The sequence below is a fragment of the Bosea sp. 29B genome (assembly GCF_902506165.1).
Taxonomy (GTDB): Bacteria; Pseudomonadota; Alphaproteobacteria; order Rhizobiales; family Beijerinckiaceae; genus Allobosea.
This window is the reverse complement of the sequence record NZ_LR733817.1, coordinates 1,700,378-1,727,294: the sequence shown is the minus strand read 5'-3', so window position 1 is coordinate 1,727,294 and position 26,917 is coordinate 1,700,378. Positions and strand designations below refer to the sequence as shown.

General features: G+C 67.1%; 25 protein-coding genes. 16 read left to right on the top strand and 9 right to left on the bottom strand.

Translation table 11 applies throughout. The features are described from left to right. Nucleotide 1: 1 nt before the first annotated feature. From GV161_RS08415 to GV161_RS08380, 8 genes are all read right to left on the bottom strand, one after another. A complete protein-coding gene (locus GV161_RS08415) occupies nucleotides 2–1,435 on the bottom strand; it encodes an NAD-dependent succinate-semialdehyde dehydrogenase (RefSeq protein WP_152015140.1) in 1,434 nt (477 codons plus the stop codon). Between the two features lie 73 nt (nucleotides 1,436–1,508). Beyond that, nucleotides 1,509–2,480: a tripartite tricarboxylate transporter substrate binding protein gene (locus GV161_RS08410; protein WP_152015141.1), complete on the bottom strand. Its 972-nt coding sequence runs from the start codon at nucleotides 2,478–2,480 to the stop codon at nucleotides 1,509–1,511. Between the two features lie 50 nt (nucleotides 2,481–2,530). After that, complete coding sequence (locus tag GV161_RS08405) at nucleotides 2,531–3,538, bottom strand: nitronate monooxygenase family protein (protein ID WP_152015142.1); 1,008 nt, start codon at nucleotides 3,536–3,538, stop codon at nucleotides 2,531–2,533. Further along, a complete protein-coding gene (locus tag GV161_RS08400) occupies nucleotides 3,535–5,172 on the bottom strand; it encodes an AMP-binding protein (RefSeq protein WP_152015143.1) in 1,638 nt (545 codons plus the stop codon). Before GV161_RS08400 ends, GV161_RS08405 begins: the two co-directional genes overlap by 4 nt. Next, nucleotides 5,169–5,960: an enoyl-CoA hydratase/isomerase family protein gene (locus GV161_RS08395; protein WP_244624126.1), complete on the bottom strand. Its 792-nt coding sequence runs from the start codon at nucleotides 5,958–5,960 to the stop codon at nucleotides 5,169–5,171. The genes GV161_RS08400 and GV161_RS08395 overlap by 4 nt, the downstream gene beginning before the upstream one ends. Next, entirely contained in the window at nucleotides 5,957–7,111 is a 1,155-nt protein-coding gene (locus tag GV161_RS08390) for a CoA transferase (protein WP_152015144.1), read from the bottom strand. Before GV161_RS08390 ends, GV161_RS08395 begins: the two co-directional genes overlap by 4 nt. After that, on the bottom strand, nucleotides 7,108–7,854 hold the full coding sequence (locus GV161_RS08385; RefSeq protein WP_152015145.1) for an enoyl-CoA hydratase/isomerase family protein: 747 nt from the start codon (nucleotides 7,852–7,854) through the stop codon (nucleotides 7,108–7,110). Before GV161_RS08385 ends, GV161_RS08390 begins: the two co-directional genes overlap by 4 nt. Nucleotides 7,855–7,869: 15 nt before the next feature. Continuing rightward, the gene (locus GV161_RS08380; protein ID WP_152015146.1) at nucleotides 7,870–8,793 is read right to left on the bottom strand and encodes a hydroxymethylglutaryl-CoA lyase; all 924 of its coding nucleotides are present in this window, start codon (nucleotides 8,791–8,793) and stop codon (nucleotides 7,870–7,872) included. 402 nt (nucleotides 8,794–9,195) lie between these two features. On the opposite strand from GV161_RS08380, the gene GV161_RS08375 reads away from it, so the two are divergent. Next, nucleotides 9,196–10,587 carry an aminotransferase gene (locus tag GV161_RS08375; RefSeq protein WP_152015147.1) on the top strand — a complete coding sequence of 464 codons (1,392 nt, stop codon included), beginning with the start codon at nucleotides 9,196–9,198 and terminating at the stop codon, nucleotides 10,585–10,587. Between the two features lie 114 nt (nucleotides 10,588–10,701). Here GV161_RS08375 and GV161_RS08370 read toward each other — a convergent pair whose 3' ends face one another. Further along, nucleotides 10,702–11,028, bottom strand: coding sequence for a DUF3870 domain-containing protein (locus GV161_RS08370; RefSeq protein ID WP_152015148.1), 327 nt, complete (start codon nucleotides 11,026–11,028; stop codon nucleotides 10,702–10,704). 285 nt (nucleotides 11,029–11,313) lie between these two features. Between GV161_RS08370 and GV161_RS08365 the strand changes: the two genes are divergently transcribed. The 15 genes from GV161_RS08365 (at nucleotide 11,314) to GV161_RS08295 (ending at nucleotide 26,877) form a co-directional block, all read left to right on the top strand. Beyond that, nucleotides 11,314–12,369, top strand: a complete 1,056-nt coding sequence (locus GV161_RS08365) for an ABC transporter substrate-binding protein (RefSeq protein ID WP_152015149.1) — start codon at nucleotides 11,314–11,316, stop codon at nucleotides 12,367–12,369. Continuing rightward, nucleotides 12,366–13,448 (top strand): ABC transporter ATP-binding protein, encoded by a 1,083-nt coding sequence (locus GV161_RS08360; protein ID WP_152015150.1) that lies wholly within the window; start codon nucleotides 12,366–12,368, stop codon nucleotides 13,446–13,448. The genes GV161_RS08365 and GV161_RS08360 overlap by 4 nt, the downstream gene beginning before the upstream one ends. A gap of 10 nt (nucleotides 13,449–13,458) precedes the next feature. Then, complete coding sequence (locus GV161_RS08355; RefSeq protein ID WP_152015151.1) at nucleotides 13,459–14,358, top strand: ABC transporter permease; 900 nt, start codon at nucleotides 13,459–13,461, stop codon at nucleotides 14,356–14,358. After that, the gene (locus GV161_RS08350) at nucleotides 14,358–15,179 is read left to right on the top strand and encodes an ABC transporter permease (protein WP_152015152.1); all 822 of its coding nucleotides are present in this window, start codon (nucleotides 14,358–14,360) and stop codon (nucleotides 15,177–15,179) included. The genes GV161_RS08355 and GV161_RS08350 overlap by 1 nt, the downstream gene beginning before the upstream one ends. Then, nucleotides 15,176–16,018 carry a hypothetical protein gene (locus GV161_RS08345; protein ID WP_152015153.1) on the top strand — a complete coding sequence of 281 codons (843 nt, stop codon included), beginning with the start codon at nucleotides 15,176–15,178 and terminating at the stop codon, nucleotides 16,016–16,018. The genes GV161_RS08350 and GV161_RS08345 overlap by 4 nt, the downstream gene beginning before the upstream one ends. A gap of 176 nt (nucleotides 16,019–16,194) precedes the next feature. Next, on the top strand, nucleotides 16,195–17,247 hold the full coding sequence (locus GV161_RS08340; RefSeq protein WP_159650194.1) for an ABC transporter substrate-binding protein: 1,053 nt from the start codon (nucleotides 16,195–16,197) through the stop codon (nucleotides 17,245–17,247). Between the two features lie 20 nt (nucleotides 17,248–17,267). Beyond that, nucleotides 17,268–18,296 (top strand): histone deacetylase family protein, encoded by a 1,029-nt coding sequence (locus GV161_RS08335; RefSeq protein WP_152015155.1) that lies wholly within the window; start codon nucleotides 17,268–17,270, stop codon nucleotides 18,294–18,296. After that, the gene (locus GV161_RS08330) at nucleotides 18,293–19,354 is read left to right on the top strand and encodes a phosphotransferase (protein ID WP_152015156.1); all 1,062 of its coding nucleotides are present in this window, start codon (nucleotides 18,293–18,295) and stop codon (nucleotides 19,352–19,354) included. The genes GV161_RS08335 and GV161_RS08330 overlap by 4 nt, the downstream gene beginning before the upstream one ends. A gap of 25 nt (nucleotides 19,355–19,379) precedes the next feature. Further along, nucleotides 19,380–20,660 (top strand): aminotransferase class III-fold pyridoxal phosphate-dependent enzyme, encoded by a 1,281-nt coding sequence (locus tag GV161_RS08325; RefSeq protein WP_244624127.1) that lies wholly within the window; start codon nucleotides 19,380–19,382, stop codon nucleotides 20,658–20,660. 210 nt (nucleotides 20,661–20,870) lie between these two features. Further along, nucleotides 20,871–21,737: a fumarylacetoacetate hydrolase family protein gene (locus GV161_RS08320; RefSeq protein WP_244624128.1), complete on the top strand. Its 867-nt coding sequence runs from the start codon at nucleotides 20,871–20,873 to the stop codon at nucleotides 21,735–21,737. Nucleotides 21,738–21,740: 3 nt separating this feature from the next. After that, the gene (gene hpaH / locus GV161_RS08315) at nucleotides 21,741–22,544 is read left to right on the top strand and encodes a 2-oxo-hept-4-ene-1,7-dioate hydratase (protein WP_152015158.1); all 804 of its coding nucleotides are present in this window, start codon (nucleotides 21,741–21,743) and stop codon (nucleotides 22,542–22,544) included. A gap of 168 nt (nucleotides 22,545–22,712) precedes the next feature. Next, complete coding sequence (locus tag GV161_RS08310; RefSeq protein ID WP_152015159.1) at nucleotides 22,713–23,750, top strand: amino acid ABC transporter substrate-binding protein; 1,038 nt, start codon at nucleotides 22,713–22,715, stop codon at nucleotides 23,748–23,750. Between the two features lie 69 nt (nucleotides 23,751–23,819). Continuing rightward, nucleotides 23,820–25,004 carry an ABC transporter permease subunit gene (locus GV161_RS08305; RefSeq protein WP_152015160.1) on the top strand — a complete coding sequence of 395 codons (1,185 nt, stop codon included), beginning with the start codon at nucleotides 23,820–23,822 and terminating at the stop codon, nucleotides 25,002–25,004. After that, nucleotides 25,001–26,119, top strand: a complete 1,119-nt coding sequence (locus GV161_RS08300) for an amino acid ABC transporter permease (RefSeq protein WP_152015161.1) — start codon at nucleotides 25,001–25,003, stop codon at nucleotides 26,117–26,119. The genes GV161_RS08305 and GV161_RS08300 overlap by 4 nt, the downstream gene beginning before the upstream one ends. Before the next feature lie 20 nt (nucleotides 26,120–26,139). Then, nucleotides 26,140–26,877, top strand: a complete 738-nt coding sequence (locus tag GV161_RS08295; protein ID WP_152015162.1) for an amino acid ABC transporter ATP-binding protein — start codon at nucleotides 26,140–26,142, stop codon at nucleotides 26,875–26,877. The last annotated feature ends 40 nt before the right edge of the window (nucleotides 26,878–26,917 follow it).

Genomic DNA, 26,917 nt, shown 5'->3' with positions numbered 1-26,917 from the left:
GTCAGGCGCCGACCTGACTGACGAACTTGGTCGAGAGGTAGGCTTCGAGCCCCTCCGTGCCGCCTTCGCTGCCGTAGCCGGAATCCTTGATTCCGCCGAACGGGGTCTCGGCCGCGGCGAGGCCGAAATGGTTGATCGAGACCATGCCGCTCTCGAGCCCATCGGCGAATTGCGCGGCGCGCCGGGTCGAGCGGGTGAAGGCGAAGGCGGCGAGGCCGAAGGGCAGCGCGTTGGAGCGCTCGATCGCCTCGTCGACCGAGCCGACTCGCACCAGTGCCGCCACCGGCCCGAAGGGTTCATCGCGCATGATCCTCGCGCTGTCGGGCACGTCGGACAGCACGGTCGGCTCGAAGAGGAAGCCCTCATTGCCGATCCGGTGGCCGCCGGTTTCGAGCCTGGCGCCGTGCTGGACGGCGTCGGCGACGAAGTCCTGCAGCGCATCGAGCCTGCGGGCGTTGGCGAGCGGGCCCATTTGCGTGCCCTCGGCCGCGCCGGGGCCGACCTTGACGGCCTTGGCAGCTTCCGTGAACGCGGCACGGAAGCCGTCATAGACGGCATCCTGCACATAAAAGCGCGTCGGCGAGGCGCAGACCTGGCCGGCATTGCGGAATTTCAGGCCGACGCCGAGCTTCACCACCGCATCGAGATCGACGTCGTCGCAGACGATGAAGGGGGCGTGGCCGCCGAGCTCCATGGTGGCGCGCTTCGCCTGCGCGCCCGCCAGAGCGCCGAGATGCTTGCCGACCGGCACCGAGCCGGTGAACGAGACCTTGCGGATCACCGGTGAGGCGATCAGCCGTTCGGAAATCTCCGCCGGCACGCCGAACAGGATGTTGAGCGCGCCCTCCGGCAGGCCGGCCTCCTGGAAGCATTTGGCGAGCTCGATGCAGGCCGAGGGGGCCTCTTCCGGCGGCTTGGCGATGATCGAGCAGCCGGCGGCCAAGGCTCCGGCGATCTTGCGGACGAGCTGGGCGAGCGGGAAATTCCAGGGGCTGAAGGCCGCGACCGGGCCGACCGGCTCCTTGACCACGATCTGGCGTGCGCCGGGAATGCGCGAGGGGATCACCCGGCCATAGGCGCGCCGGCCTTCCTCGGCATACCATTCGATATGCTCCGGCGCCGTGGCGGCTTCGCCGCGCGCCTCGGCCAGCGGTTTGCCCTGCTCGCGGGTCATATGCTGAGCCATCACCTCGGCGCGCTCGCGCACCAAAGCGGCGGCGCGATGCAGGATGCGCGCGCGTTCGAGCGCAGTCATGGCGCGCCAGGTGGCGAAGCCCCTGCGTGCAGCCTCCAGGGCGGCGTCGATATCGGCCGCCTCGGCGAAGCCGAGCTTGCCGATGACCGCGCCGGTGGCGGGATCAACGACGTCGCCGGTGCGGGACCCGGATGGTGCGCGCCAGCTGCCGGCGATGAGAAGGGGCTTGTCGAGCATGATCCGATGTCCTGCATTGAAAGTGCCTGGGCCGCTGTTGCGCGACCTGCGATTGGTCGAACGAGGCGTGCGGGCGCTATTCGAGCTTGACGCCGATCGAGGCGATCAGCGGTCCCCATTTCGCCCGCTCGGCCTTGATGAAGGCGACGAACTCGTCCGGGGAGGTCGGTGAGGAGATCGCTTCCTGGCTCTCGAACTGCCTGAGCAGCTCCTCCGAGCGCAGCGTCGCCAGGGCGGCGGCGTGGATCCTGCCGGAGACCTCGGCCGGCATCCCGGCCGGACCGACGAGCCCGTACCAGTTGTCGGAGACGACTTTTGGAAAGCCGACTTCGGCGGTGGTGGGAACATCCGGCAGGGCCTTGATCCGCTTCTCGGTGGTGACCGCCAGGGCATTGACGTTGCCGGCCTGAATCTGTGGCAGCAGGACCGGGATATCGGCCGTGACCATGTCGATATGGCCGGCGATCAGGTCGTTCACGGCCGGTGCCGCGCCGCGATAGGGCACGTGGGTGATGTCGACCCCCGCCTCCGCCTTGAACAGCTCGCTGGCGAGATGGGTGATGCTACCGAGCCCGGCCGAGCCGAAATTGACCTTGCCCGGGTTCTTCTTCGCGTAGGCGACGAGGTCGGCGAGGCTCTTCAGACCGAGCTTGGCGTTGGTGGTGATGACCTCGGGAACGCGCGACACCAAAGTGAGTGGCGTCAGGCTCGTTTCCCAATCGAACGGCATCTTCGGGACCATGAACGGCACGGTCGAGAGCGCGGCCGCGCCGGCAAGAGCGATCTGGTAGCCGTCCGGCGCGGCCTTGGCGATCGCGTCGATGGCCGGCAAGCCCGCGGCGCCGCCGGGGCGGTTGTCGATGACCACCTGCTGGCCAAGCCGGGCGCTCATGCCGCTGGCGAGCGCGCGGGCGAAGAGATCGGCAGGGCCGCCGGCGGCGAAGGTGACGATCAGGCGGATCGGCCTGATCGGATAGCCCTGCGCGCCAGCACTGCGCGGCGCCAGCATCGCTGCCCCGGCCGTCGCCATGAATCTGCGCCTGTCCATCTCGATCCTCCTCCCGTTTATGGTTTTTCCGGCTCTGGCGGCGCGGGTCGTCACGAAGGCTGCAAGGCGGGCTCGCGAATGGCTTGAGCTGCAGGGAGCCGCGCCAGCGTCGCCTGATATTCCCCGGCGATCCGCGCCACGAGCTCGCCGGCGGGGACGATGTCGTCGACCAGCCCGGCGCTCTGCCCGGCCTCGACCTTGCCGTCCTCGATGTCGCCGTCGAAGGCGGCGAGCTTCAGCGACGAGCGCTGGAACAGCTCGCGCCGTTCCTCGTCGGGACGCCCGGCGCGCTCGGCTGCCGCCATCGCCTCGGCGAAGCGGTTGCGCAGCACGCGGATCATGCCGAAGCCGCGCCCGACCACGATGGTGTCGGAGACGGCAGCCCCGACGACGCGGCGGCGATAATCGTCATGCAGGCGTGCCTCCGGCGTCGCCATGAAGCGGGTGCCGAGCTGCACGGCGTCGGCGCCAAGGGCAAGCGCCGCTGCGAGGCCGTGGCCATCGGCGATGCCGCCGCCCAGTACGATCGGCAGCTCGGGAACGGCCTTCGCCACAGCGCGGCAAATCACCAGCGTCGAGACCAGCTCTGGCGGCGGGTGGCCACCCGCCTCGCCGCCGACCACGACGAGGCCGTCGACGCCCTTGGCCGCCGCCTTGGCGGCATGGACCTCGGAGGCGACGACATGCAGGCAGAGCGTGCCGATCGCCTTGAAGCGATCGAGATAGCGGTCCGGCCCGCCCTGCGAGGCGATGATGACCGGGACGCGCTCGTCGACCAGCAGAGCGAGGATGTCGTCGACCTCCTTGCGGTAGAGCGGGACGTTGACGGCAAAGGGCCGGTCCGTCTCGGCACGCACATCGGCGATCGCCGCCTTGAGGTCGTCGCGCCGCATCGGCCCGGCGGCGATGACGCCGAGACCGCCCGCGCCGGATACCGCCGCCGGCAGCGCCGCGCAGGAGGAGGCCCAGCTCATCCCGGCCTGCACGATCGGCAGGTCAATGCCGACCAGCCGCGTGAAGCGTGTCTCGATGCGCAGGCTCTCGATACGCGTGTTCATGCCACCGCCTCGAGGCCGAAGAGCTGGCGCGCATGGGCGGCGAGCTTGTTCTTCTGGACCTTGGAGCTGGCGGTCATGCCGATCTGGTCGAAGCTCTCGACGATCTCGACATAGCGCGGCACCTTGAAGCCGGCGAGGTGCTCCTTGCTCCAGGCGATGATCTCGTCGGGTGCGAGCGAGGTGCCGCTCGCCAGGATCACGAAGGCGGCGGGCACCTCGATCAGGCGCTTGTCCGGCACGCCGACGACTTGCGCCTGCTGGATGCCGGGGTGGCGGTGCAGCACGTTCTCGATATCGGCCGAGGCGACGTTCTCGCCGCCGACCCGGATGATGTCCTTGGCTCGGCCGACGAAGGCAAGCCGGCCATCGGGCGAGAGGCGGCCGAGATCGCCGGTGCGCAGCCAACCGTCCTCGCTGAGGACCGCGCGGGTCTCCTCGGGCTTGGCGTAATAGCCCTGCATCACATTCCAGCCGCGCGCATAGATCTCGCCGACCTCGCCGGGACCGGGCTCGGGGCCGTCCTCGGTCGCCCGGATCTCGACCTCGACGCCGGGATGGATGCGCATCCAGCCGGCGATCCGGTCGGCGAGCGGGTCCCACCAGGCGGCGGTGCAGATGTTCGGCGAGGCTTCCGACTGGCCGTAGCAGACCGCCATTTCGATCGCGCCGAGCTGGCGTGCGATGCGCTCCATCACCGAGGGCGTCGCCGCCGCCCAGCCGCCACGCAGGGAGAGCTTGCGCTGGGGCAGATCGGGATGGTCGAGCAGCATCAGGAAGATGGTGTCGTTACCGGACATCAGCGTGCAGCGCTCTTCCTCCATCATGCGCAAGGCGTCGCCCGGCTCGTAGCGCTCGCAGCTGACGAGGCAGGCGAGATGCTGCAGCGAGGCGATCACGGCGAGCGTGCTGCCGGCGACGTGGAAGAAAGGGCGCGGGCTGAAATAGCGCTCGCCCGAGCGCAGGCCGAAGAAGCGGCCGGCGGAATAGGCATCCCACGTCATGTTGCGATGGGTCAGCACCGCCCCCTTCGGGAAGGAGGTGGTGCCGGAAGTGTACTGGATCAGCAGCGGGTCATCGGCTGTCGGAACGGGGGCCGGTATCGACTGGCCGGCGCCGGTGCTGAGGAAGCTTGCGAAGCTAGTTGCGCCTGCCGGAACGGCCTCACCGAGCACGATGACCCGGGTCAGCTTGGGCAGGGCCGTATCTGGCAGTTTTGTATCGACCGCCGGGCAGATCTGCCTGAGAATCTCGACGAAATCGATCTTGAGCAGCCGGTCGGTCATGAACAGCAGCGAGACGTCCGATTGGCGCAGGGTGTAGGCGATCTCCTCCGCCTTCAGCCTGGTGTTGACCGGCACGGTGACGGCGCCGAGCCGGGCGATGGCGTGGAACAGCACGATCCAGGGAATGCTGTTGCCGAGGCAGATGCCGACATGGTCACCCTTGCCGACGCCGTGGGCGGCGAGCGCGGCGGCGACCGTGTCCACCCGGGCGGCGAGGGCGGCATAGCTGATGCGCTCGCCATTGCAGACGACGGCCTCCTCCTGGCCGGCCAGACGCACGGCCCGCGCCAGGGCTTCCGGCAAAGTGTCGGCGCAGCCGAAGAAATCGGATGGCAGCTCGCTGGCGCTCATGAGTTCTTTCCCTGTGCGTCGCGTTCGGCGAAGGCCTCCAGGCCCTTGCGCCATTCGGTGTCGGCGAGCGCGCGCTCGATCGCGGCGAGCTCGATGCGGATGCCGGTGGCGAGATCGGTCTTCTCGCCGAGCTCGATCGACTGCTTGGCCAGGGTCAGCGCCAGCGCCGGCGCCTTGGCGATCTCAGCGAGCAGCTCGGCGACGGTCGTTTCGAGCGCGTCCGGCTTGACGATGCGGTTGACGAGGCCGGCGGCCAGCGCCTCTTCGACCGGCCAGCGCCGTGCGGTGAAGAGCAGCTCTTTGGCCAGCCTTTTGCCGACGACGCGCTGGAGGCGCTGCGTCGCACCGACCGTGCCCCAATGCGCTTCGGGGAAGGTGAAGCTGGTGCGCTCGGAGGCGATGATGAAGTCGCAGGCCATGGCGATCTCGCCGCCGGAGCCGACGATCGGCCCATCGACGACGCAGACCACGGCCTTGCTGGAGCGTTCGATCGCGTCATAGGCGGCGAAGGAGGCGAGCCGGCGTTGCCGCACCCAGATCTCGTCCTTGCCCTTGCGCTCCTTGAGGTCCGCCCCGGCGCAGAAGACCGGGCCGGCGCCATCGACACGGACGATGCGGATCGCCGGATCGGCCTCGATCGCCTCGAACACGGCCCGCAATTCGCGGCACATCGTCAGGTCGAGCGCATTGCGCGCCTCCGGGCGGTTCAGCGTCACCCGCAGGATCGGTCCGTCGGCGGCGACCGCCAGGCGCTCGAACGCCATTCCGGATAAGGGGCTCTGGCTCATGCGCCGATCTCCTTCAGGCCGAATTCGGCGGCGAGGGCAGCGTTGTCGGCGCCGTGCAGCGGTGGCGTGCCGAGGGAGGGAGCGTCATAGCCGGTGAAGCGCAGCGGGTTGCGCAATGCCGGGAAGGCGCCGGCCGTCGGATGCCGAAACTCCGCCACTATGCCGCGCGCCTGCACATGCGGATCAGCCAGCGCCTGCGCGACCGTGTTGACCTCGCCGGCGGGCACGCCGGCCGCTCGCAGGGCCTCGGCGACATCGGCGCGCTTGCGCCCGGCCAAGGCGTCGCGCATCGCCGCCATCACGCGCTCGCGCTGTTTCACCCGCTCGGCATTGCGGGCGAGCGCGGTGTCGGCGGCGAGTTCGTCGAGGCCGAGCACCGAGCAGATCGCCTGCCAGTGCTGGTCGCTGCCGCTGATATGCAGCCACTCGTCCCTGGCGCAGGCGAAGGCAGCGGAGGGAACGCGGCCGGGGTGCTCGGTGCCGGTGCGCTGTGGGTCCTCGCCGAGGGCGAAGAGGCGCGCCGCCGCGATGGTCAGCAGGCTGATCTGGGTGTCGAGCATCGAGAGATCGACATGGCAGCCCTTGCCGCTGCTGGCACGGCCGACCAGCCCGGTCAGGATGGCGACGGCATTCCAGAGCCCGGCCGTCAGGTCGGCCATTGGCACGCCGACCTTGGCGGGCGGGCCATCGGGATGGCCGGTCAGCGCCATCACGCCGCTCAATGCCTGGAAGATGGTGTCGTAGCCGACGCGGTCGCGATAGGGACCGCTCTGGCCGAAGCCGGTATTGGAGACGTAGACGAGCCCGGGCTTCTCCTTTGCGAGCTCGACATAGCCCAGCCCCATCTTGTCCATCTGGCCGGGCAGGAAGTTCTCGAGGACGACGTCGGCCTGGAGCGCGAGCGTTTTCGCCGCGGCGCGGCCAGCCGGCGTCTTCAGGTCGAGGACGATCGATTCCTTGCCGCGGTTGAAGGCGAAGAAATAGGCGCTTTCCTCGCCGACGCGCGGTTCCCATTGCCGGGATTCGTCGCCTGTGCCGGGCCGCTCTACCTTGATGACCCTCGCGCCCATCTCGGCCAGGATCATCGTCGCCATCGGCCCGGCGAGGACGCGCGAGAAGTCGACGATGGTGATGCCGTCGAGCGGTCTCATGCGCTGTCCCCGTCGCGGAAGCTGCGCATCAGCGCATTGATGTCGCGTCCGGCCGCCATCGCCGCCTCGAAGGGCAATTCGGCGACGCGGTAGAACAATCGCTTGGTCGCCTCCATCGCGACCGGCTTCACCTTGGCCCAACCCTCGGCGATGGCGATGGCTTCGGCCAGCACGTCTTCCGGCGCTACGACCTTGTTGACGAAGCCGAGCCGCAGCGCCTCCTCGGCGCCGACCATCCGGCCGGTGCTGACCAGTTCGAAGGCGAGCTTGCGGCCGACGGCGCGTTGCAGGCTCGTCATCACGATGGCTGGGACGATGCTGTGGCGCAGCTCGGGATAGCCGAACTTCAGGTCGCTGCCGGCGACGACCATGTCGCAGCCGATTGCAGTTCCGGCGCCGCCGCCGACCGCGACGCCCTGCACCGCGGCGACGATCGGCTTCGACAGGCCCGGCAGCAGCATATGCAGCCGCGTCGTCAGATCGGCGCGGGCGACCACGGCCTTCTGGTTGGCCGGGGTGAGGTCGGCGAATTCCTTGAGGTCGGCGCCGGCGCAGAAGCCGCGCCCGGCACCGGCCAGGACGACCGCCCGGATCGCCTCGTCCGCCTGCGCCGCAAGGAGCGCGTCGAAAAGCGCCTGTGTCAGCGCCGTGTCGAGGGCGTTGAGCTTGTCGGGCCGGTTCATCGTCAGGATGCGGACGGCGCCGCGGGTCTCGACGAGCAGCGGAGCAGGGGCTTGGGACATGCTTCCTCTTTCGGATCAGGCGACGAGGCCGAGCCCGGAGCGGGCGACCATCGAATGGAGCTGGCGACCGAGCACTTCCTCGCAGCGATGCGCGGTCTCGATCAGGGCGGTGAGGTTGAGTCCGGTCGAAACGCCCATCGCCTCGAGCATGTTGACGAGGTCCTCGGTCGCGACATTGCCGGTGAAGCCGCCGCCATAGACGAGCTGGGCCGGATGGCCGCCGATGCCGCCAAAGGCACTGTCGAAATTGCGGACGCCGGCCTCGTAAGCGGCGAAGCAATTGGCGAGGCCGGTGCCGCGGGTGTTGTGGAAATGCGCGATCAGCGTCAGCTCCGGCACGGCCGCGGCGACGGCCTGGAACAGGGCCTTGGCGGTGTGCGGCGTGGCGAGGCCGGTGGTGTCGCCGAGCGTGACGTGGCGGACTCCGAGCGCTGCGAACCTGGCGGCGTCGGCGATGACGGTCGCGGCATCGACCCGACCCTCGAACGGACAGCCGAAGGCGACCGAGATCGTGCCGATCAGGCGAAAACGGCCCTGCGCGGCGGCGACCATCGCCTCGACATTGGCCCATTGCCCAGCTCGCGAGCTCTTGAGATTGCGCTCGCTATGCGCCTCGGTCGCCGAGACCAGCAGGCTGATTTCATTTGGTCCGTAGCCGGCTTGCGAATCGGCGATGGCGCGGGCGACAGCGCGCGGATTGGGGCAGGTCGCCTTGTAGAAGACCCCGTCCTTGCGCCGGATGCCGGCGAGGACGTCGCTCGCGTCAGCGAAAGCCGGCACCACCTTGGGATTGGAATAGGAGGTCGCCTCGATCCGCTGGAAGCCGACGGCGGTGAAGGCGTCGATCAGCGCGATCTTCTGCTCGCTCGGCAGGAAGACAGGCTCATGCTGCAGCCCGTCGCGGGCAAAGCATTCGCAGATGACAACCGCATCGGTCATGGCGTCAGTCCAAAAAAAAACCGGCACACGGACGAGCGGGGTTTCCGCTCCTGCGTGTGCCGGTCCGATTTGCTGTGGTCCCGCTGCCTTGAAGGGCGTCGGGGCACAAATCTCCTAGCTGCTTTCAGGTCTATGCCCGTGGCCGGCGCGCCGTCAAGTGGCGAAATTTGGCGTGCTTATCGATGTACGAGCAGCCGCTTCCTCCTGCATCAGGGCATGGCGGATGCGCGCCAACCGGTTTGACAAGCACCGTGGCCGCAGGCATTTTCGACGCTGTCAGGCGATTGGCGATGGGCTGCTTCGACGGCTGCCCAGACAAGCGATCGAACCGGCTCTTCCCGAAAATTTTGCGCGGATGCGAGGCGGTTTTCGGCTGCCTTGAGCCGGCATGCGAGGTGCGCCATGATCGCCAATTCCAATCACGCCAGAGACATCGCCTACCAGCTCCATCCGCAGACGAATTTCTCGCTGCATGAGAAGATCGGCCCGACGATCATCTCCCGCGGCGAGGGTTTTCATGTCTATGACGATGCTGGCAACCGCTATCTCGAAGCCATGGCCGGCCTGTGGTGCGCGGCGCTCGGCTTCAGCGAGAACCGGCTGGCAGAAGCCGCAGCGAAGCAGTTCGCGGCGCTGCCCTATTACCAGAACTTCGCGCACCGGACCTCGGAGCCGGCGATCGCGCTGTCCGAGCGCCTGATCGAGATCGCGCCGGTGCCGATGTCGAAGGTGCTGTTCCAGAGCTCGGGCTCGGAAGCCAACGACACCGCGGTGAAGCTGGCCTGGTATTATTTCCACGCGATCGGCAAGCCGCAGAAGCGCAAGATCATCGCCCGCAAGCGCGCCTATCACGGCACCTCGATCGCCAGCGCCAGCCTGACCGGGCTGCCGCACATCCACCGCGACTTCAACCTGCCGCTGGACGGTTTCCTGCATGTCACCTGCCCGCATTTCTATCGGGAAGGCTTGCCGGGCGAGAGCGAGGAAGCCTTCGCCGACCGCCTCGCCAAGGAGATCGAGGATTTGATCCTGGCGGAAGGGCCGGAGACGGTCGCCGCCTTCTTCGCCGAGCCGGTGATGGGTACGGGCGGCTGCGTCGTGCCGCCGAAGGGCTATTACGAGAAGGTCCAGGCGATCCTGCGGAAATACGAGGTCCTCTTCGTCGTCGACGAGGTCATCACCGGCTTCGGGCGCACCGGCAATTGGTGGGGCACGCAGACCTACGACCTCAAGCCTGACATGATCAGCAGCGCCAAGGCGCTGACCGCGGCCTATCAGCCGCTCTCGGCCTTGCTGCTGTCGGAGCCGATCTACCAGGCGATGAAGGAGCAGGGCGACAAGATCGGCGTGTTCGGCCATGGCTACACCTATGGCGGCCACCCGATTGCCTGTGCGGTCGGCCTGGAGGCGCTGACGCTTTATGAGGAGCGCGGGCTGATCGCTGGCGCCCAGGTGCTGGGAGCCCAGCTGGAAGGGCGTCTCAAGGCCCTGCTCGACCATCCGCTGGTCGGCGAGGTCCGCGGCGTCGGCCTGATGTGGGGAATCGAGCTCGTCCGCTCCAAGGCGACGCGGCAGGCCTTCGATCCCTCGCTGAAGTTCGGCCTGGAGATCCAGCGTCTCGCCTTCGAGAACGGCCTGATCGTGCGGGCGCTCGGCGACACCCTGATCATGACGCCGCCGCTGATCATTACGCCCGAGGGTATCGACAACGCCGTCGACCGCTTCACCAAAGCGCTCGGCCTCGGCCTCGACCTGCTGGCGACGAAGGGCATCGCGCTGGACAAGGCCGCCTGAGGGCGGCCGCGCGGTCTTTCGGCGAACAGATCTTGCCGAAAGACCGCTATCTCTTTGTTTTTACGCAATTCCGGACGCAGAACCGCTCCACACTTCTGCTGGAATTGCTTTAGCTCAGCCGCGATTGTCGCGGATCTGGAAATAGCGCTGCACGGCGGCGCGCGTGGCGACGATCAGCGCCTCGCGCGACGGCGTGTGCACGGCCGTGGAGATCAGCCGCTCCAGCGGCGCCATGCCGTTGCTGACGTCGTAGCCGACGATCAAGCGCGAGTAGAACGAACGCGCCAGTTGCGTCACGAAGGTGGCGTCGACCGCCATGATGACGTTGGTCGCCGGGTCGATCTCGAGCACGACGCCGGCATGCTTGAACTCCTCGAACATGCTGGTGCCCTTGGGAGCGGCGGAGTAGCCGCTCACCAGAACGGTCTTGACGTCGGCCATGGCGATTCCCCGGTTCGTGCTTGCTTGGCCTGACGGCTCTCACACTCACCCACCAGCTGACAAGGGGTGAAACGACGTTCGCGACGGAGCGGTTGACAGGGACGAAATTCCGGCGCGTACTAAATGGGCTAGGTGATTTGTGCTGGAGCCGCCCTCCTCGTGACGGGCCTCCAGGGGAACAATTCGAACCGGCGCTTTTTCTCCGGGCCCGCAAGGGCTGGGGCGAAAGCGCCGGTTTTTTTCGTTCCGGTCACCTCGTGCAAAACAAAATCCGAGGGGTTGGACATGACCGACAGGACAGACAGCGCAAGGCGCCGGCAGATCGCCATGATCGTCGGCGCGGCGATTTCCGCGATGCTTCCGGCTGCTGCGAGCGCGCAGGAGAGCGTGACCGTCGCCGGCTATGGCGGCGCGATGCGCAAAGGCTTCGATGCGGCGCTGGTCAATCCCGCAGCCCAGCAGGTCGGCGTCAAGATCCGCAGCGAGACCCATGGCGACCTGCCCTCGATCCGGGTTCAGGTCCAGTCGGGCGCGCCGGCCTGGGACCTCGTCCATCTCGGCGGCGACGAATGCGCCCGCGGCGAGAGCGAGGGGTTGTTCGAGCCGCTCGATCTCTCAAAATTCGACGATGCTGCGATCCCGGCCACGGCGCGCGGCAAGAGCTGGGTCGCGACCAATTATTATTCCGTGGTCATGACCTGGCGCACCGACAAGGTGAAACAGCCGCCGAAGTCCTGGGCCGATTTCTGGGACGCCAAGGCGTTCCCGGGCCGCCGCGCCGTCCCCGGTCTCGCCCAGGAGACGCTGGAGATCGCGCTGCTCGCCGACGGGGTTGCCAAGGACAAGCTCTATCCGCTCGATGTCGAGCGCGCCATTGCCGCGATCAAGCGCCTCAAGCCGCAGATCGGCGTGTTCTGGACCACGGGCGCCCAGTCGACACAGCTGATCAAGGATGGCGAGGTCGACCTGATCGCGATCTATGGCAGCCGGGTCTCGCCGGTGATCGAGGACGGCAGTGCCGTCCAGTTCAGCTATGATCAGGGCCTGCTCGGCTATGGCTGCATCGCCGTCCCCAAGGGCGCCAAGAACGCCGCCAAGGCGAAGGCGCTCGCGCTGGCGATGGTCTCGCCGGAGATCCAGGCCAATATCATCGAGAAGATGGACAATTACGGCCCGGTGAACACCAAGGCCTATGAGGTTCGCAAGTTCACGCCGGAACAGCTCGCCAAGACCAATTCCTCGCCGCAGAACGCCAGCAAGCAGGTGCTGATCGACGCGGCCTGGTGGGCCAAGAACGGCGACAAGGCGGAAGAGGCCTTCAAGTCGGCGATCTTGCAATGAAGGTCCCGGTTTCGATCCGGGGGCTCTCGAAGAAGTTCGGGTCGTTCGAAGCCCTCAAGGACATCAATCTTGACATCGCGCCCGGCGAATTCGTCACGTTGCTCGGCCCGTCCGGCTCGGGCAAGACGACGCTGCTGCAGGTCCTTGCCGGCTTCGTCACCCCGACCAGCGGCAGCATCCTGGTCGCGGGCGAGGAGTTGCTGACGAGGCCGCCGCACCAGCGCGAGATCGGCCTGGTCTTCCAGAACTATGCGCTGTTCCCGCACATGAACGTGTTCGAGAACGTCGCCTATCCGCTGAAGCTCCGCCGCCTCTCGCGGAACGAGATCGAGACCAGGGTGCGCGGCGCCCTCGACATGGTCAGGTTGAGCCAGTTCATCGATCGCCCTGTCGACAAGCTCTCGGGCGGGCAGAAGCAGCGCGTCGCCCTGGCGCGGGCCATCATCTTCGAGCCGCGCATCCTGCTGATGGACGAATCGCTTTCGGCGCTCGACAAGAAACTGCGCGAGCAGATGCAGATCGAGCTGCGCCATCTGCATGAGCGCCTGCACACGACGACGGTGTTCGTGACGCATGACCAGCGCGAGGCGCTGACCATGTCGGACCGGATCGCGGTGATCAACAACGGCGCCCTGATCCAGTTCGACACGCCGCGCGCGATCTATGACCGGCCGAAGACGCGCTTCGTCGCCGATTTCGTGGGGGAGACGACCTTCCTGCCGGTCGAGCTCGGCAGCGGCGGCGCGAGCGTCTTCGGCACGCCCTTGCGCCTGCCCGATCATGCGGGAGCCGGTGGGGCAAACTCTCGCGAAAGCTGGCTAGCGCTAAGGCCGGAAAAGCTCGCGATCGGCCCAGTCGCCGGTCCGGAGGCAGAGGTCAACTCCTTCTCGGCCGTGGCGCGCGAGACGATCTTCCAGGGCGACAGCCTGCTGGTGATCGCCGGTTTCCCGGACGGCCAGAACATCGCTGTGCGAGTGGTGCCGCAGGAGGCCAATCGCGGCCTCGTGCCGACACCCGGCCAGCCGATCCACATCAACGTCCACCGCAATGACAGCATCCTGGTCAGCGGCGATGTCTGAGGTGCGATCCATGACCGGCATGGTCGCAGCGGCCGCGCCAGGCACCGCCGATGCGTCCTATTTCGCCCGCGCCGAGCGGCGCGAAGCCTGGTCCTTCGCGCTCCTCGCCGTGCCTGGGCTCATCGTCATCGGGCTCCTGCTGATCGTTCCGGTCGGCTGGCTCTTTGTCCTCTCCTTCATCGGCAAGGATGGCGGCGTCTCGCTCGAGAACTACGCAAGACTGGCGCAGCCGGTCTATGTCATCACCTTCGTGACGACTTTCCAGATCGCCGGCATCGTGACGCTCGGCTCGATCCTGCTCGGCTATCCCGTCGCCTATCTGCTCTCGCAGCTCAGTCCGCGGGCGGCGGCGATCTGCATGATCTTCGTGATCCTGCCATTCTGGACCTCAGTGCTGGTGCGCACCTATGCCTGGCTCGTGCTGCTGCAGCGACGAGGCCTGATCAACAGCTGGCTCGTTAGCCTCGGCATCATCAACGAGCCGATCCCGTTGGTGAACAATTTCATCGGCACGACGATTGGCATGCTGCACGTGCTGCTGCCCTTCATGATCCTGCCGCTCTATTCGAGCATGAAGACCATCGACACCGATTATCTCAAGGCGGCGTCGAGCTGCGGCGCCTCGCCGATGCGGGCCTTCTGGGACGTGTTCTTCCCGCTCAGCCGCCCCGGTCTGTTCGCCGGCACGGTGCTCGTCTTCATCCTGAGCCTCGGCTTCTACCTGACCCCGGCTCTGCTCGGCGGCGGGCGGGTCAGCATGTGGTCGATGCAGATCGCCACCAATGTCTCGACCTACAGCAACTGGGGCGCGGCGAGCGCGCTCGGCGTGCTGCTGCTCGTGGTTACAATCGCCATCCTCGCCGCGCTGAACAAGGTGTTCCGCGTCGACAAGCTCTATGGGGGCCGCTGATGCTGACCGCTGCCGCCAGTGCCACCCAGATCAGGCATTATCAGAGGCTCTGGCTCTACGGCCTGTGCGCGCTGATCTTCACCTTCCTGATCGTGCCCTGCGTGCTGATCGTGCCGATGTCGTTCTCGGCCTCGAACTATCTCGAGTTCCCGCCGCGAGCCTGGAGCCTGCGCTGGTATCGCGAGTTCTTCGACTCCGCCGAGTGGATGGATGCGCTCTGGCTCTCGCTCAGGGTCGCCGGGCTGACGACGCTGATCGCGACGCCGATCGGCACCGCGGCAGCCTATGGGCTCTCGCAGATGCCGGAGCGACTGACCAAGCCGCTGCGCCTGTCCTTCCTGCTGCCGATGATCGTGCCGAACATCCTGGTCGCGATCGGCGTCTTCTTCGTCTTCGCCAAGCTCGGACTCAACAACACGGTCACTGGCCTCGTGCTCGTCGGCATCATGCTGGCGCTGCCCTTCGTGCTGGTGACGGTGTCGAGCGGGCTGCAGTCCTTCGACGGCAATCTGGAGCGGGCGGCGCGCAGCCTCGGCGCGACCCGGTTGAACGCGTTCCTGACCGTGACCGTGCCGCAGATCAAGAGCTCGATCGCGGCCGGGGCGCTGTTCGCCTTCGTCGCTGCCTTCGACGAGGTGGTGATCGCCCTCTACATCTCCAGCGGCGAGAACTCGACCTTGCCGCGCCGGATGTTCGCCAACATCCGCGATCAGGTCGATCCGCTGGTGGCGGCGGTCTCCTCGGTGCTCGTCGTCGCCTCGATCGTGCTGCTGCTCATCGTCCAGATCGCGAAGCGGCCGGAAAAGGGAGCGGCGCGATGACTGCGAGATCCGTTTCGAAGCGTGACGACAGGGACGCGGCAGAGCTGGACTCGCTCTGCCAATACGCGATCCAGGGTGTGCACGAGGCCTCCTATCTGGAGTTCCTGCGCTTTGCGCCACTGGAGAAGTCAGGCGCTGAGATCAGGGCGACGCTGCATCCTGGCTGCGATCGGATGCGCCTGCCCGCCCATATCGAGGCGCGCGCCGGCTTCTATCTCGCGGATACGCTGACGGCGGTCTCGGCTTCGACCTGGCCGAGCGCTTTTGCCGGGGCACGAAACGTCATGGCCGGCGCCTTGCGCGTCGCGGCGGGCGAGCGGCAGGTCGTCACCCGCTGTTCTGGCGGCGGGCGCCACGCCTATGCCGGCCGGGCCGCGCATGGCTGCCATCTCAACCATGCGGCGATAGCGGCGTCCTATCTGCGCGAGAGCTTGCCGCGTGTCGCGGTGCTCAGCCTCGGCGAGCACCATGCGAGCGGGACCCAGTCGATCTTCCTGTCGCGTGCCGACGTGCTCTGCGTCTCGGTTCATGGCGACCCGGGCCAGCGCTATCCCTTCTACACCGGCTATGCCGACGAGCATGGCGGCGAGGATGCCGCCGGCGCCAATCTCAATCTCGTCCTCGGGGGCGAAGCCGATGAGAAGACCGTCGATGCCGCGCTCGCCGAAGCTTGCGAGGCGATCAGGCGCTTCTCGCCCGGTGCGGTCGTGGTCGACATCGAGGCGGGACTATCCGCGCCTTTCGACCGCCTGGCGATGTCGGGCCCTGCCGCCGCGGCGCGCAAGCTTTCCGGAGCCCTGGATTGTCCGGTCATGGTGATCGCATGTGAGACCAGCTAGCCGGCCGGACGCGCCCGATTAAGGCGCCTGGCCGAACCCGCCTTTTCATCAACGTCGCAAGGCATTTCGCGGTGTCCCTCCCGCAAGGATGGACACGAGGAAGCGGATGAACCGGCGCCGGCATGCGGACAGCCCGTCCGCGTGCGCGGCGCCGTTTTCACATGGGAACGAGAAACATGACGCAGTTTTCATCCGGCATGATGATGTCGCATTTCGCGTTCGCTGCCGCCGCGCTGATCGGCTCGGCGCAGATCGCCGCAGCGCAGGATTCCGTCACCTTCGCCGGGTTCGGCGGGCAGTATCAGGGCAGCGTCCGCAAGGCGCTGTTCGACCCGGCCGGCAAGAAGCTCGGCGTCCGCGTGCGCGAGGAGAGCCATAGCGGCCTCGCCAGCGTCAGGGTGCAGGTCCAGTCCGGCAAGCCGGGCTGGGACATAGTGCAATTGGGCGAGGCCGATTGCGCTCGCGGCCAGAACGAGGGGCTGTTCGAGCCGCTCGACTATTCGAAGATCGATACGGCTGGCATCGCGCCGCAGGCGCGGGGAACGGCCTATATCGGCAGCAACTACGTCTCGACCGTGCTGGCCTGGCAGAAGGACAAGTACAAGGACAAGCCGCCGCGCAACTGGAAGGATTTCTGGGACGCGAAGGCGTTTCCGGGCCGGCGGGCCATGCACATCTATCCGCAGGAGAGCATGGAGGTCGCCCTCCTCGCCGACGGCGTCGACAAGGACAAGCTCTATCCGCTCGACGCCGACCGGGCGCTGGCCTCGCTGGCGAAGCTGAAGCCTTCGATCGACGTGTTCTGGCAATCGGGCGCCCAGGCCTCGCAGCTGCTGAAGGATGGCGAGGTCGACATGATCGTGATCTGGGGCAGCCGGGTCGCCAGCGTGCTGGCCGATGGCGCACCGGTCGACTTCACTTATGACCAGGCCCTGCTCGGCTTCGGCTGCTTCGGCATTCCCAAAGGCGCCGCCAATGCCGCCGCCGCCCAGCGCATGATCGCGCAGATGGTCACGCCCGAGATCCAGGCCAACATCCCGGATGTGCTGCCCTATTACGGGCCGATCAACGAGCGCGCCTTCGGCGTGAAGCAGTTCTCAGCCGAAGCGCTGGCGAAGGCTAATTCCTCGCCGCAGAACAAGGATCGGCAGGCGCCGCTCCAGCCAGCCTGGTGGGCCGACAACATCGCCCGCGTGCAGGAGCGCTACCAGGCGCTGATCGCGAAGTGAGCCTTTGAGGACTGCCTGAGATGAAGACGATCTTCCATCCCGACCAGTACGGTCATCACGTGCGCACCCGGCTTTCGGGTGGCACACTCACCTCGGCGCTGGAAGTGCCGGACCGGGCGCGCGCCCTGCTCGCAGCGGCCGAAAGCTGTACCGAAGCCGTGGTCGCGCCGGGACCGGCCGACCTCGCGCTGATCCGGCGCGTTCATGATGCCGACTATCTCGCCTTCCTCGAAACCGGCTTCGCCGCCTGGAAGCAGCGCTTTCCGGCGAGCGAGGAACTGCGGCCGAGCCTGCATCCCAACGCCTATATGCGGCGGCTGCCGCAGGACCTGCTCGGACGGGCCGGCTACTACATCGCCGATGCGGCGAGCGTGCTGCTTGCCGACAGCTGGTCCGCGATCCTCGCCAGCGGTGCGACGGCAATCGATGCGACGACGCGGGTCCTGAACGGCGAGGGAGCGGCCTATGCGCTGTGCCGGCCGCCCGGGCATCACGCCTATCGCGACCAGGCCTGCGGCTACTGTTTCCTCAACAATACGGCGCTGGCGGCGACATTGGCGCGCGATCACGTCGAGCGCGTCACCATCCTCGATATTGACGTGCACCACGGCAATGGCACGCAGGCACTGTTCTATGATCGCGCCGACGTCCAGACCATCTCCGTCCATGCCGACCCGGCGACGGTCTATCCGTTCTATGCCGGCTATGCCGACGAGACCGGTGAAGGCGCCGGCGAGGGCTTCAACCTCAACCTTCCGGTTCCGGAGCGGGCGGACGATGAGGTCTATCTCGCTGCCGTCAGGCAGGCGGTCGAGCAGGCGAAGGCCTTTTCGCCCGACGTCCTGGTGATCGCGCTCGGGCTCGATCCCTCGGTGGCCGATCCCTTCGCCTGCACCGCCGTGACGACCGAGGGCTTCCGGCGCATGGGCGAGAGTCTGGCCAGCTTGCGGCGCCCGACCGTGATCATCCAGGAGGGCGGTTATCCCTCGCCGGTGCTGGGGACCAATCTCGCGGCCTTCCTGACCGGCTTCCAGGAGGCGATGGCGTGAGCGGGCTTGCTGCGCCCGCCCTGGATGATGCGCTGATGGCGTCGCTGCCGCAGCTCGCCGGCGACGAGCTGGCCGGGATGCTGCGCGAGCATTTCGGGATCAGCGGCTCGTTCACGCGGATCAGCGGCGAGCGCGATCTCAACCTCCATGTCCACGGTGCGGATGGCAGGGATTTCGTCTTCAAGATTTGCGGCGACTCCGATAGCGCGGAGGAACTCGCCTTCCAGAACGCGGCGCTCACCCATCTGGCACGGACCGATCCGGCCCTGCCGGTGCCGCGCGTGGTCGCGGCACGCGATGGCAGTACGATCGTTGCGCATGAGCGTGGCAACCAACGCTATCTGCTGCGCGTCCTGACCTATCTGCCGGGCGAGCCTGCGCTCGGCAGCACGTTCTCACGGGCCCAGCGCGTCGAGATCGGCATGCTGGCGGCGCGGCTTGATCGGGCGCTGGCCGATTTCGATCATCCCGGTGCGAACCGGGCCTTCATCTGGGACCTCGTCCATTTCGCCAGCCTGCGCGAAAAGATCGCCTTCCTCGATACCGACCAGCGCAAGGCTCTGGCGGGGCGCGTGCTCGACCGCTTCGCCGAGCGCGTCGCGCCGCTTCTGCCGGCGCTGCCCCGGCAGGTCATCCACAACGACCTCAACCAGAACAACCTGTTGCTGCGGCCGCAGGACGGTTCGGTCTCTGGCATCATCGATTTCGGCGACATGATCAGGACGATCCGCGTCGCCGAGGTCACGATCGCCGCCGCGCATCTGCTCTATCGTGAGGCCGATCCCACGAGCGCGATGGCGCAGGTGGTGAAGGGCTATGCCCGGGTCCTGCCGCTGGAGGCCAACGAGATCGCGGTGCTGCCGGCACTGATCCAGGCGCGGCTCGTGACCCGTGAGCTCATCGTCTCCTGGCGCCGCCAGGCCAATCCCGCCGCGACCACCTCCTATCGCGACGATGTCAGCCGCTTCGGCTGGGAAGCGCTCGCCCGCTGCGACACGCTGTCCCCGGCCGAACTCCACGCTCGCCTCGCCGAGGCCGCTGGCCTCGGCAATCATTGACGCTCTCCCCCGAAAGAAGCCCGCCATGTACGACACGCTGATGGAACGCCGCGCCCGCCTGCTCGGGCCGATGTACAAGCAATTCTACCAGGCCCCGTTCGCGCCGGTGCGCGGCGAGGGCGTCTGGGTGACCGATCAGGGCGGCAAGCGTTATCTCGACGCCTACAACAACGTCCCGCATGTCGGCCATTGTCATCCGCGCGTGGTCGAGGCGGCGAGCCGCCAGCTCGCGACCTTCAACTCCAACACCCGCTATCCCAGCGAGTTGATCGTCGACTATGCCGAGCGCCTGGCCGAGACCATGCCGGACCCGCTCAAGGTCTGCATGTTCGTCTGCTCGGGGACGGAGGCGAACGAGCTCGCCTGGCGGATCGCCGTGGCCAATTCCGGCGGCAGCGGCGCATTGATCACCCGCTCGGCCTTCCATGGCAATTCGACGATCATCGGCGCGCTCGATTCCTCGACGATTCCCACCGAGCGCCAGCAAAGCTGGGTCGCGACCGTGCCGGCGCCCGAGCATCGCGGCGTCGGCGACAAGACGCCGAAGCTGACGGCCTCGGACTATGCCGAGCAGTATCGCAGGGCGATCGCCGGCCTCGCCGAGCGCGGGCACCGGCCAGCGGCGCTCTTGGCCTGTCCGGTCTTCGCCAGCGACGGCCTCTACAGCCCGCCGGCCGGCTATCTCGACGAGGCGATCGCCGAGGTTCGCAAATCCGGCGCGCTGATCATCGCCGACGAGGTCCAGTCGGCGCTCGGGCGCACCGGCACGCATTTCTGGGGCTTCCAGCATGCCGGGATCACCCCGGATATCGTCACCATGGCGAAGCCTATGGGCAATGGCCTGCCGCTCGCCGTCGTCATCACCCGCCGCGAACTGGTCGAAGGCTTCCTCAGGACGGAGCGGTACTTCAACACCTTCGGCGGCAATCAGGTTGTCGCGGCCGCTGGCATCGCCGTGCTCGACGTGCTGCGCGACGAGGGCTTGCAGGAGAACGCGCTTGATGTCGGCGCCTATCTGCGCGGCCGACTCGCCGAGCTGATGGAGGCGGACGAGCGCATCGGCGATGTCCGCGGTACCGGCCTGTTCGTCGGAGTCGAGATCGTCAGGGATCGTGCGAGCCAGGCTGTGGCTCCGGAGATGGCGCGTGCGCTGATCGAGGGGCTGATGCAGCGCGGCGTCCTTGTCGGCATCACTGGCGGCGGCCGCAACCTGCTCAAGATCCGTCCGCCGATGGTCTTTTCGCGTGAGAATGCCGACCAATTGGTCGAGACTCTCAAGCAGACTCTGGTGGCGACGCCACGATAGCCGATCGACCCTCGTTTCCGAGGGTCGATAAAGCCACAGGGGCGAGCGTCGACGCGGGTTGACAGCATGTGTCGGAAATTGCTTAACATGATAATTAGATGATGGGAGCGTAACGCTTCCGGGCTCCCGTTCGGCAGGCTCCGAGGGGCCGGGCAGCACATGCCCGGCCTTGTCGGCCCATCGTCTTCGTCATTCATGAGGAAGCGATCCTTGACCGCGAAATTCGTTAGTTTTGCCCATGGCGGCGAGACACGTTACGGCCTTGTCGTCGGTGCAGGCGTCGTCGATCTGTCCGCCCGGTACGGGGTGCAATGGCCGACGCTGCAGCATGTCCTGGCCGACCGGGCTTTCGCGATCCTGGCGGAAAAGGGGGCGGCGCTGGCGCCCGATCTCCCGCTCGAAGGCCTCCGCTACGAGATTCCCTCGCTCGCTCCCGAGAAGATCATCTGCGTCGGCGTGAACTTCCCCGACCGCAATGCCGAGTACAAGGACGGGCAGGAGGCTCCGCCCAATCCCTCGCTGTTCCCGCGTTTCCTGCGCTCCTTCACCGCGCACGGGCAGCCGCTGATCCGGCCGCCGGAGAGCGTGCAGCTCGACTATGAAGGCGAGATCGCGATCGTGATCGGCAAGGCGGGGCGCCGCATCGCCGAGCGCGATGCCCTCGATCACATCGCGGCGCTGACCCTGTCGAACGAGGGGACGATCCGCGACTGGGTGCGCCACGCCAAGTTCAACGTCACCCAGGGCAAGAACTTCGATCGTTCCGGCTCGCTCGGGCCCTGGTTGGTACCCTTCACCGGAGAGGCTCAGATCGGCGACATCGCGCTGGAGACCCGGGTCAATGGCGAGCTGCGCCAGAGCGACCGGACCAGCCGCATGATCTTCTCGTTCCGGAAGATCATCAGCTACATCTCGACCTTCACCACGCTCGTCCCTGGCGACATCCTGATCACCGGCACGCCGACCGGCGCCGGCGCCCGCTTCGACCCGCCGATCTGGCTGAAGCCCGGCGACGTCGTCGAGGTCGAGGCCGAGGGGATCGGCCTGCTGCGCAACACCATCGCCGACGAGGCCTGAACGATGCTGTCCTCCGAAGAGATCTCTGCCGCCGCCCGCAGCCTCGATGATGCCGAGCGGACCCGCCAGCAGACCGGGTTGATGTCGCTGCGCTTTCCGCAGATGACCATGGACGACGCCTATGCGCTCCAGGGCGCCTGGGTCGAGCGCAAGCGCGCCGCCGGCCGCCGCGTCATCGGCTGGAAAATCGGGCTGACCTCGAAGGCCATGCAGTACGCGCTCAATATCGACACGCCCGATTCCGGCGTGCTGCTCGACGACATGCGCTTCGAGGATGGCTGCCGCATCCCGAAGGACCGCTTCATCCAGCCGCGTATCGAGGCCGAGATCGCCTTCGTCATGAAGGCCGGCCTGGCGGGGCCGGACGTCACCGTCTTCGACGTGCTGAACGCGACTGACTATGTCGTGCCGGCGCTCGAAATCCTCGACACCCGCATCCTGCGCGTCGATCCGCAGACCAGACAGGCCCGCACCATCGTCGACACCATCTCCGACAACGCCGCCAATGCCGGCATCGTCACCGGCGGGCGGGCGCTGCGCCCGGACCAGGTCGACCTGCGCTGGGTCGGGGCGATCGTGTCGCGCAATGGCGAGGTCGAGGAGACCGGCCTCGGCGCCGGGGTGCTGAACCATCCGGCGCGCGGCATCGCCTGGCTGGCGAACCGGCTCGCGGCCTATGGCGGGCGGATCGAGGCGGGGCAGATCGTGCTCGCCGGCTCCTTCATCCGCCCGGTCGAGGCCCGGCACGGCGACACCATCATCGGCGATTACGGCCCACTCGGGACGGTGAGCTGCTTCTTCGAGTGAGGCGCCCAGGCGGGCGCCGTTCCGGTCGGGCGCCGGAGGCGCGACCTTCTGTCCCGCCACGGTGCGTGCCAGATAATTAACTTGATAATTAACATGTTACGTGTTGTCTGACCGGCAGCGGGCGCAACGCTACGCGCCCGTCTCACGACAGGCATTGGGGAGGGCTGAATGCTCGGATATCTGCGCAATACAGGGGCACTGGCCGCGGGCTTCCTGATGCTCGCCGCGACGGCGGCCTCTGCCGAAAGCGGGACGACCCAGAAGGCGATCGCGGGACGCGGCGCCCTCAGCTGCGGCGTCTCTAGCGGCGTCCAGACCGGCATGAGCACGCTCGACAGCAATGCCAAATGGTCGGGCTTCGAGGTCGATTTCTGCCGTGCGGTCGCGGCGGCGACCCTTGGCGACGCCGACAAGATCAAGTTCGTGCCGCTCGAGATCAAGACGGCCTTCGCGACGCTGCAATCGGGCGGCATCGACCTGCTCGCCCGCACCGCGACGCACACCTTCATCCGCGACATCGAGCTCAACGTCGAATGGCCGGGCGTCTATCTCTATGACAGCCAGGGCTTCCTGGCGAAGAAGTCGCTGGGGGTGAAGAGCGCCAGGGAACTCGAAGGCGCCTCGATCTGCGTCTCGGCCGGCTCGAACTACGAGCTCAACCTCGCCGACTTCTTCCGCAAGAACAGCATGAAGTTCACGCCCGTCGCCGCGAACACCCGCGACCAGAACGAGAAGAACCTCGCCTCCGGCCGCTGCGACGTCTACGCCAATGTGCTGAGCGCGCTCGCCGGCGCGGTCTCCAAGCTCGGCAAGCCCGATGAGTGGGTCGTGCTGCCGGAGCTGATCTCGATGGAGCCGATCGGCCCGGTGGTGCGCAAGGACGACAGCCGCTTCCGCGACGTCGTCGCCTGGACGCTGAACGCCCTGATCGCCGCCGAGGAGCTCGGCATCACCCAGGCCAATGTCGAGCAGATGAAGGCGAGTTCGACCTCGCCGGAAGTGCAGCGCCTGCTCGGCGTGACCGGTGAATTCGGAGCCAAGCTCGGCCTCGACAACGCCTGGGCCCTCAACGCGATCAAGGCCGTCGGCAATTATGGCGAGATGTTCGAGCGCAATCTCGGCAGCGAGAGCCCGATCAAGCTGGAGCGCGGCCTGAACAACCTCTGGAACAACAAGGGCCTGATGTCCGCGCCGCTGCTGCGCTGACACACGACAGCCGAGGCCGGCATCGATCTGCCGGCCTCCCATTCCCATGAGTTGCCGACGCCAGGACCGATGACCTCTACGCCCGCCGCCATCCTGCCGATCAGACGCCCGCTCTTCGGACGCCGGCGCGTCATGGGCTGGCTCTATCAGGGGCTGCTGGTCGCGGCGCTCGCCGCCCTAGCCTTCGTCGCCGTCGGGAACCTGCAGGACAATCTCGCGGCGCGCGGCCTCAAGCTTGGCTTCGATTTCCTCTGGCGGGAAGCGGGCTTCGAGATCGCCTTCCATCTCATTCCTTATACGGCCAGCGACAATTACTGGCGCGTCTTCCTGATCGGCATCACCAACACCTTGCTGGTCACGGTGCTGGCGATCCTGTTCTCGACCGTGCTCGGCTTCGGCGTCGGCATCGCCCAGCTCTCCGGCAACTGGGCGATGTCCCGGGCGGCGCGGATCTATGTCGAGATCGTGCGCAACCTGCCGCAGCTGCTGCACATCCTGATCCTCTACAATGTCGCCCTGCGAGCGCTGCCGGCTCCGCGCGCCGCCGTGAATCTCGGCGACGCCGTCTATCTCTCCAATCGCGGTATCCTCGTCCCAGCCTTGACCACCGACCGTCCTGGCCTGCTCGCCATTGCGATTTTGGTCGCCGTGATCGCGGCGCTCGCGCTCTTCCGCAGCCTGACTGGTTATGCCGAACGCAGCGGCCGCGGCGTCAATGCCTGGCTGCCATCGCTGGCCGTGCTCCTCCTCGTGCCGGGCCTGGCCGTCGGCCTCAGCGGCGCCCAGCTCGGGGTCTCGCTGCCGCAGCTCAAGGGCTTCAACTTCGCCGGTGGCTGGGTGCTGGTGCCGGAATTGTCGGCGCTGGTGATCGCCATGGCGATCTACAACGCCGCCTTCATCGGCGAACTCGTCCGCGCGAGCATCGAATCCGTCAACACGGGCCAGCGCGAGGCGGCTGCGGCGATTGGCTTCGGCTGGTGGCAGACGCTGCGCTTCGTCGTCATCCCGCAGGCGACCCGCGTGCTGCTGCCGCCGCTGTCGAACCAGTATCTCAACATCCTCAAGGGCTCCTCGCTCGCGGTCGCGATCGGCTATCCCGATCTCGTCGGCGTCTTCACCGGGATCAGCATCAACCAGACCGGGCGGGCCATCGAGATCGTGACCATGACCATGGCGGTCTATCTCGCGATCAGCCTGCTGATCGGCGCGCTGATCAACCTGTTCAACCACATGACCAGGATCGTCGAGCGGTGACGGACGCAGCCACCCTTCCGGCCGGACGCGCCCGGCCTTCATCCAGGGGCACGAACGCTCCGCTCGGCCGCGTGTTGTCCTGGCTGCGCCGGCGCATCTTCGCCTCCTGGCGCGATGCCGTGCTGTCCTTCGCTGTGGCGGCGGTGCTTGGGGGCATCGCTTGGGCGATCGTACCCTGGGCTCTCTTTGACGCGACCTGGTCCGGCGCCAGCCGCGCCGACTGCACCGGCACGGGAGCCTGCTGGGCCTTCGTCACGGCCAAGGCCTCGCAATTCATCTACGGCTTCTATCCGCCGGCGGAGCGCTGGCGGGCCAACATCGCCTTCGCGCTGCTGGTCATCGGCCTTGCCTGGTTGATGGTGCCGCGCCTGCCGGGCAAGCGCCATGCCGCTGTCTTCATGATGGTCGGGTTGCCGCTTGCGACCTTCCTGCTGCTGCATGGCGGCTTCGGCGGCCTGGCGATCGTCCCGAGCGACCAATGGGGCGGGCTGCTGTTGACGCTGATCCTCGCGGTCTCCGGGATCACCTTCTCGCTGCCCTTCGGCGTGCTCTTCGCGCTCGGGCGGAGCAGCCGCATGCCGCTGATCCGCTGGTTCTGCATCGGCTTCATCGAGTTCTGTCGCGGCGTGCCGTTCCTGACCGTGCTGTTCATGGCGATCGTGATGCTGCCCTTCTTCCTGCCCTCGGGCACGAAGCCGGACCCGCTGGCGCTCGCGGTCGTCGGCATCATCTTCTACGAGGCCGCCTATATGGCCGAGGTGGTGCGCGGCGGCCTGCAGGCGCTGCCGAAGGGCCAGTACGAGGCGGCGATGGCGATCGGTTTCGGCTACTGGCGCACCATGCTGCACATCATCCTGCCGCAGGCGGTCCGCAAGGTCGTGCCTGGCGTGGTGAACACCACGATCTCGCTCCTGAAGAACACCACGCTCGTCATGGTGGTCGGGCTGTTCGACCTGCTCAACATCGTCTCGGCCGGCGTCTCGGACCCGCTTTGGGCGGGATCCCAGGCCGAGGGCTACTTCATCGTCGGCCTGGTCTTCTGGCTGATGAGCTTCGGCCTGTCCTGCTACAGCCGCGCCATCGAAGCCGGCTTCGCTCGCGCCGAGCGCTCCTGAACGCACCGGGTCATCACGCCATGGAAAACCCTCTCATCCGGCTCGCCGGCGTCAACAAATGGTACTCGCAGTTCCATGTGCTCAGGGACATCGATCTCGACGTGAAGCCCGGCGAGCGCATCGTCGTCTGCGGGCCCTCGGGCTCGGGAAAATCGACGATGATCCGCTGCATCAACGGCCTCGAAGCCTATGAGCAGGGCGTGATCACCGTCGCGGGCGAGCCTGTCGCGCAGGACGACGACAGGATCGAGGCGATCCGCCAGCGCGTCGGCATGGTCTTCCAGAACTTTAACCTGTTCCCGCATCTGTCGATCCTCGACAATCTGACGCTCGGGCCGATCAAGCTGAAGCGCGCGCCGCGCGCCGCCGCCGAGGCGCACGCCATGGAGCTGCTGGAGCGCGTCCATATCGGGCACCAGGCCCGCAAGTTCCCCAACCAGCTCTCCGGCGGCCAGCAGCAGCGCGTCGCGATCGCCCGCGCGCTGGCGATGGAACCGCAGGTGATGCTGTTCGACGAGCCGACCTCGGCGCTCGACCCGGAAATGGTCAAGGAGGTGCTCGACGTGATGATCGAGCTCGCCGGCACCGGCATGACCATGATCTGCGTCACGCATGAGATGGGCTTCGCCCGCGCCGTGGCCGACCGCGTCGTCTTCATGGCCGATGGCGCCATCGCCGAGATCGGCACGCCCGACAGCTTCTTCTCAGCGCCGCGCACCGAGCGCGCCCGCCAGTTCATCCAGCAGGTCATCCACTGACCGGCATTATGCCAACTCTGCCAAGCCCAGCCTCCCGGAG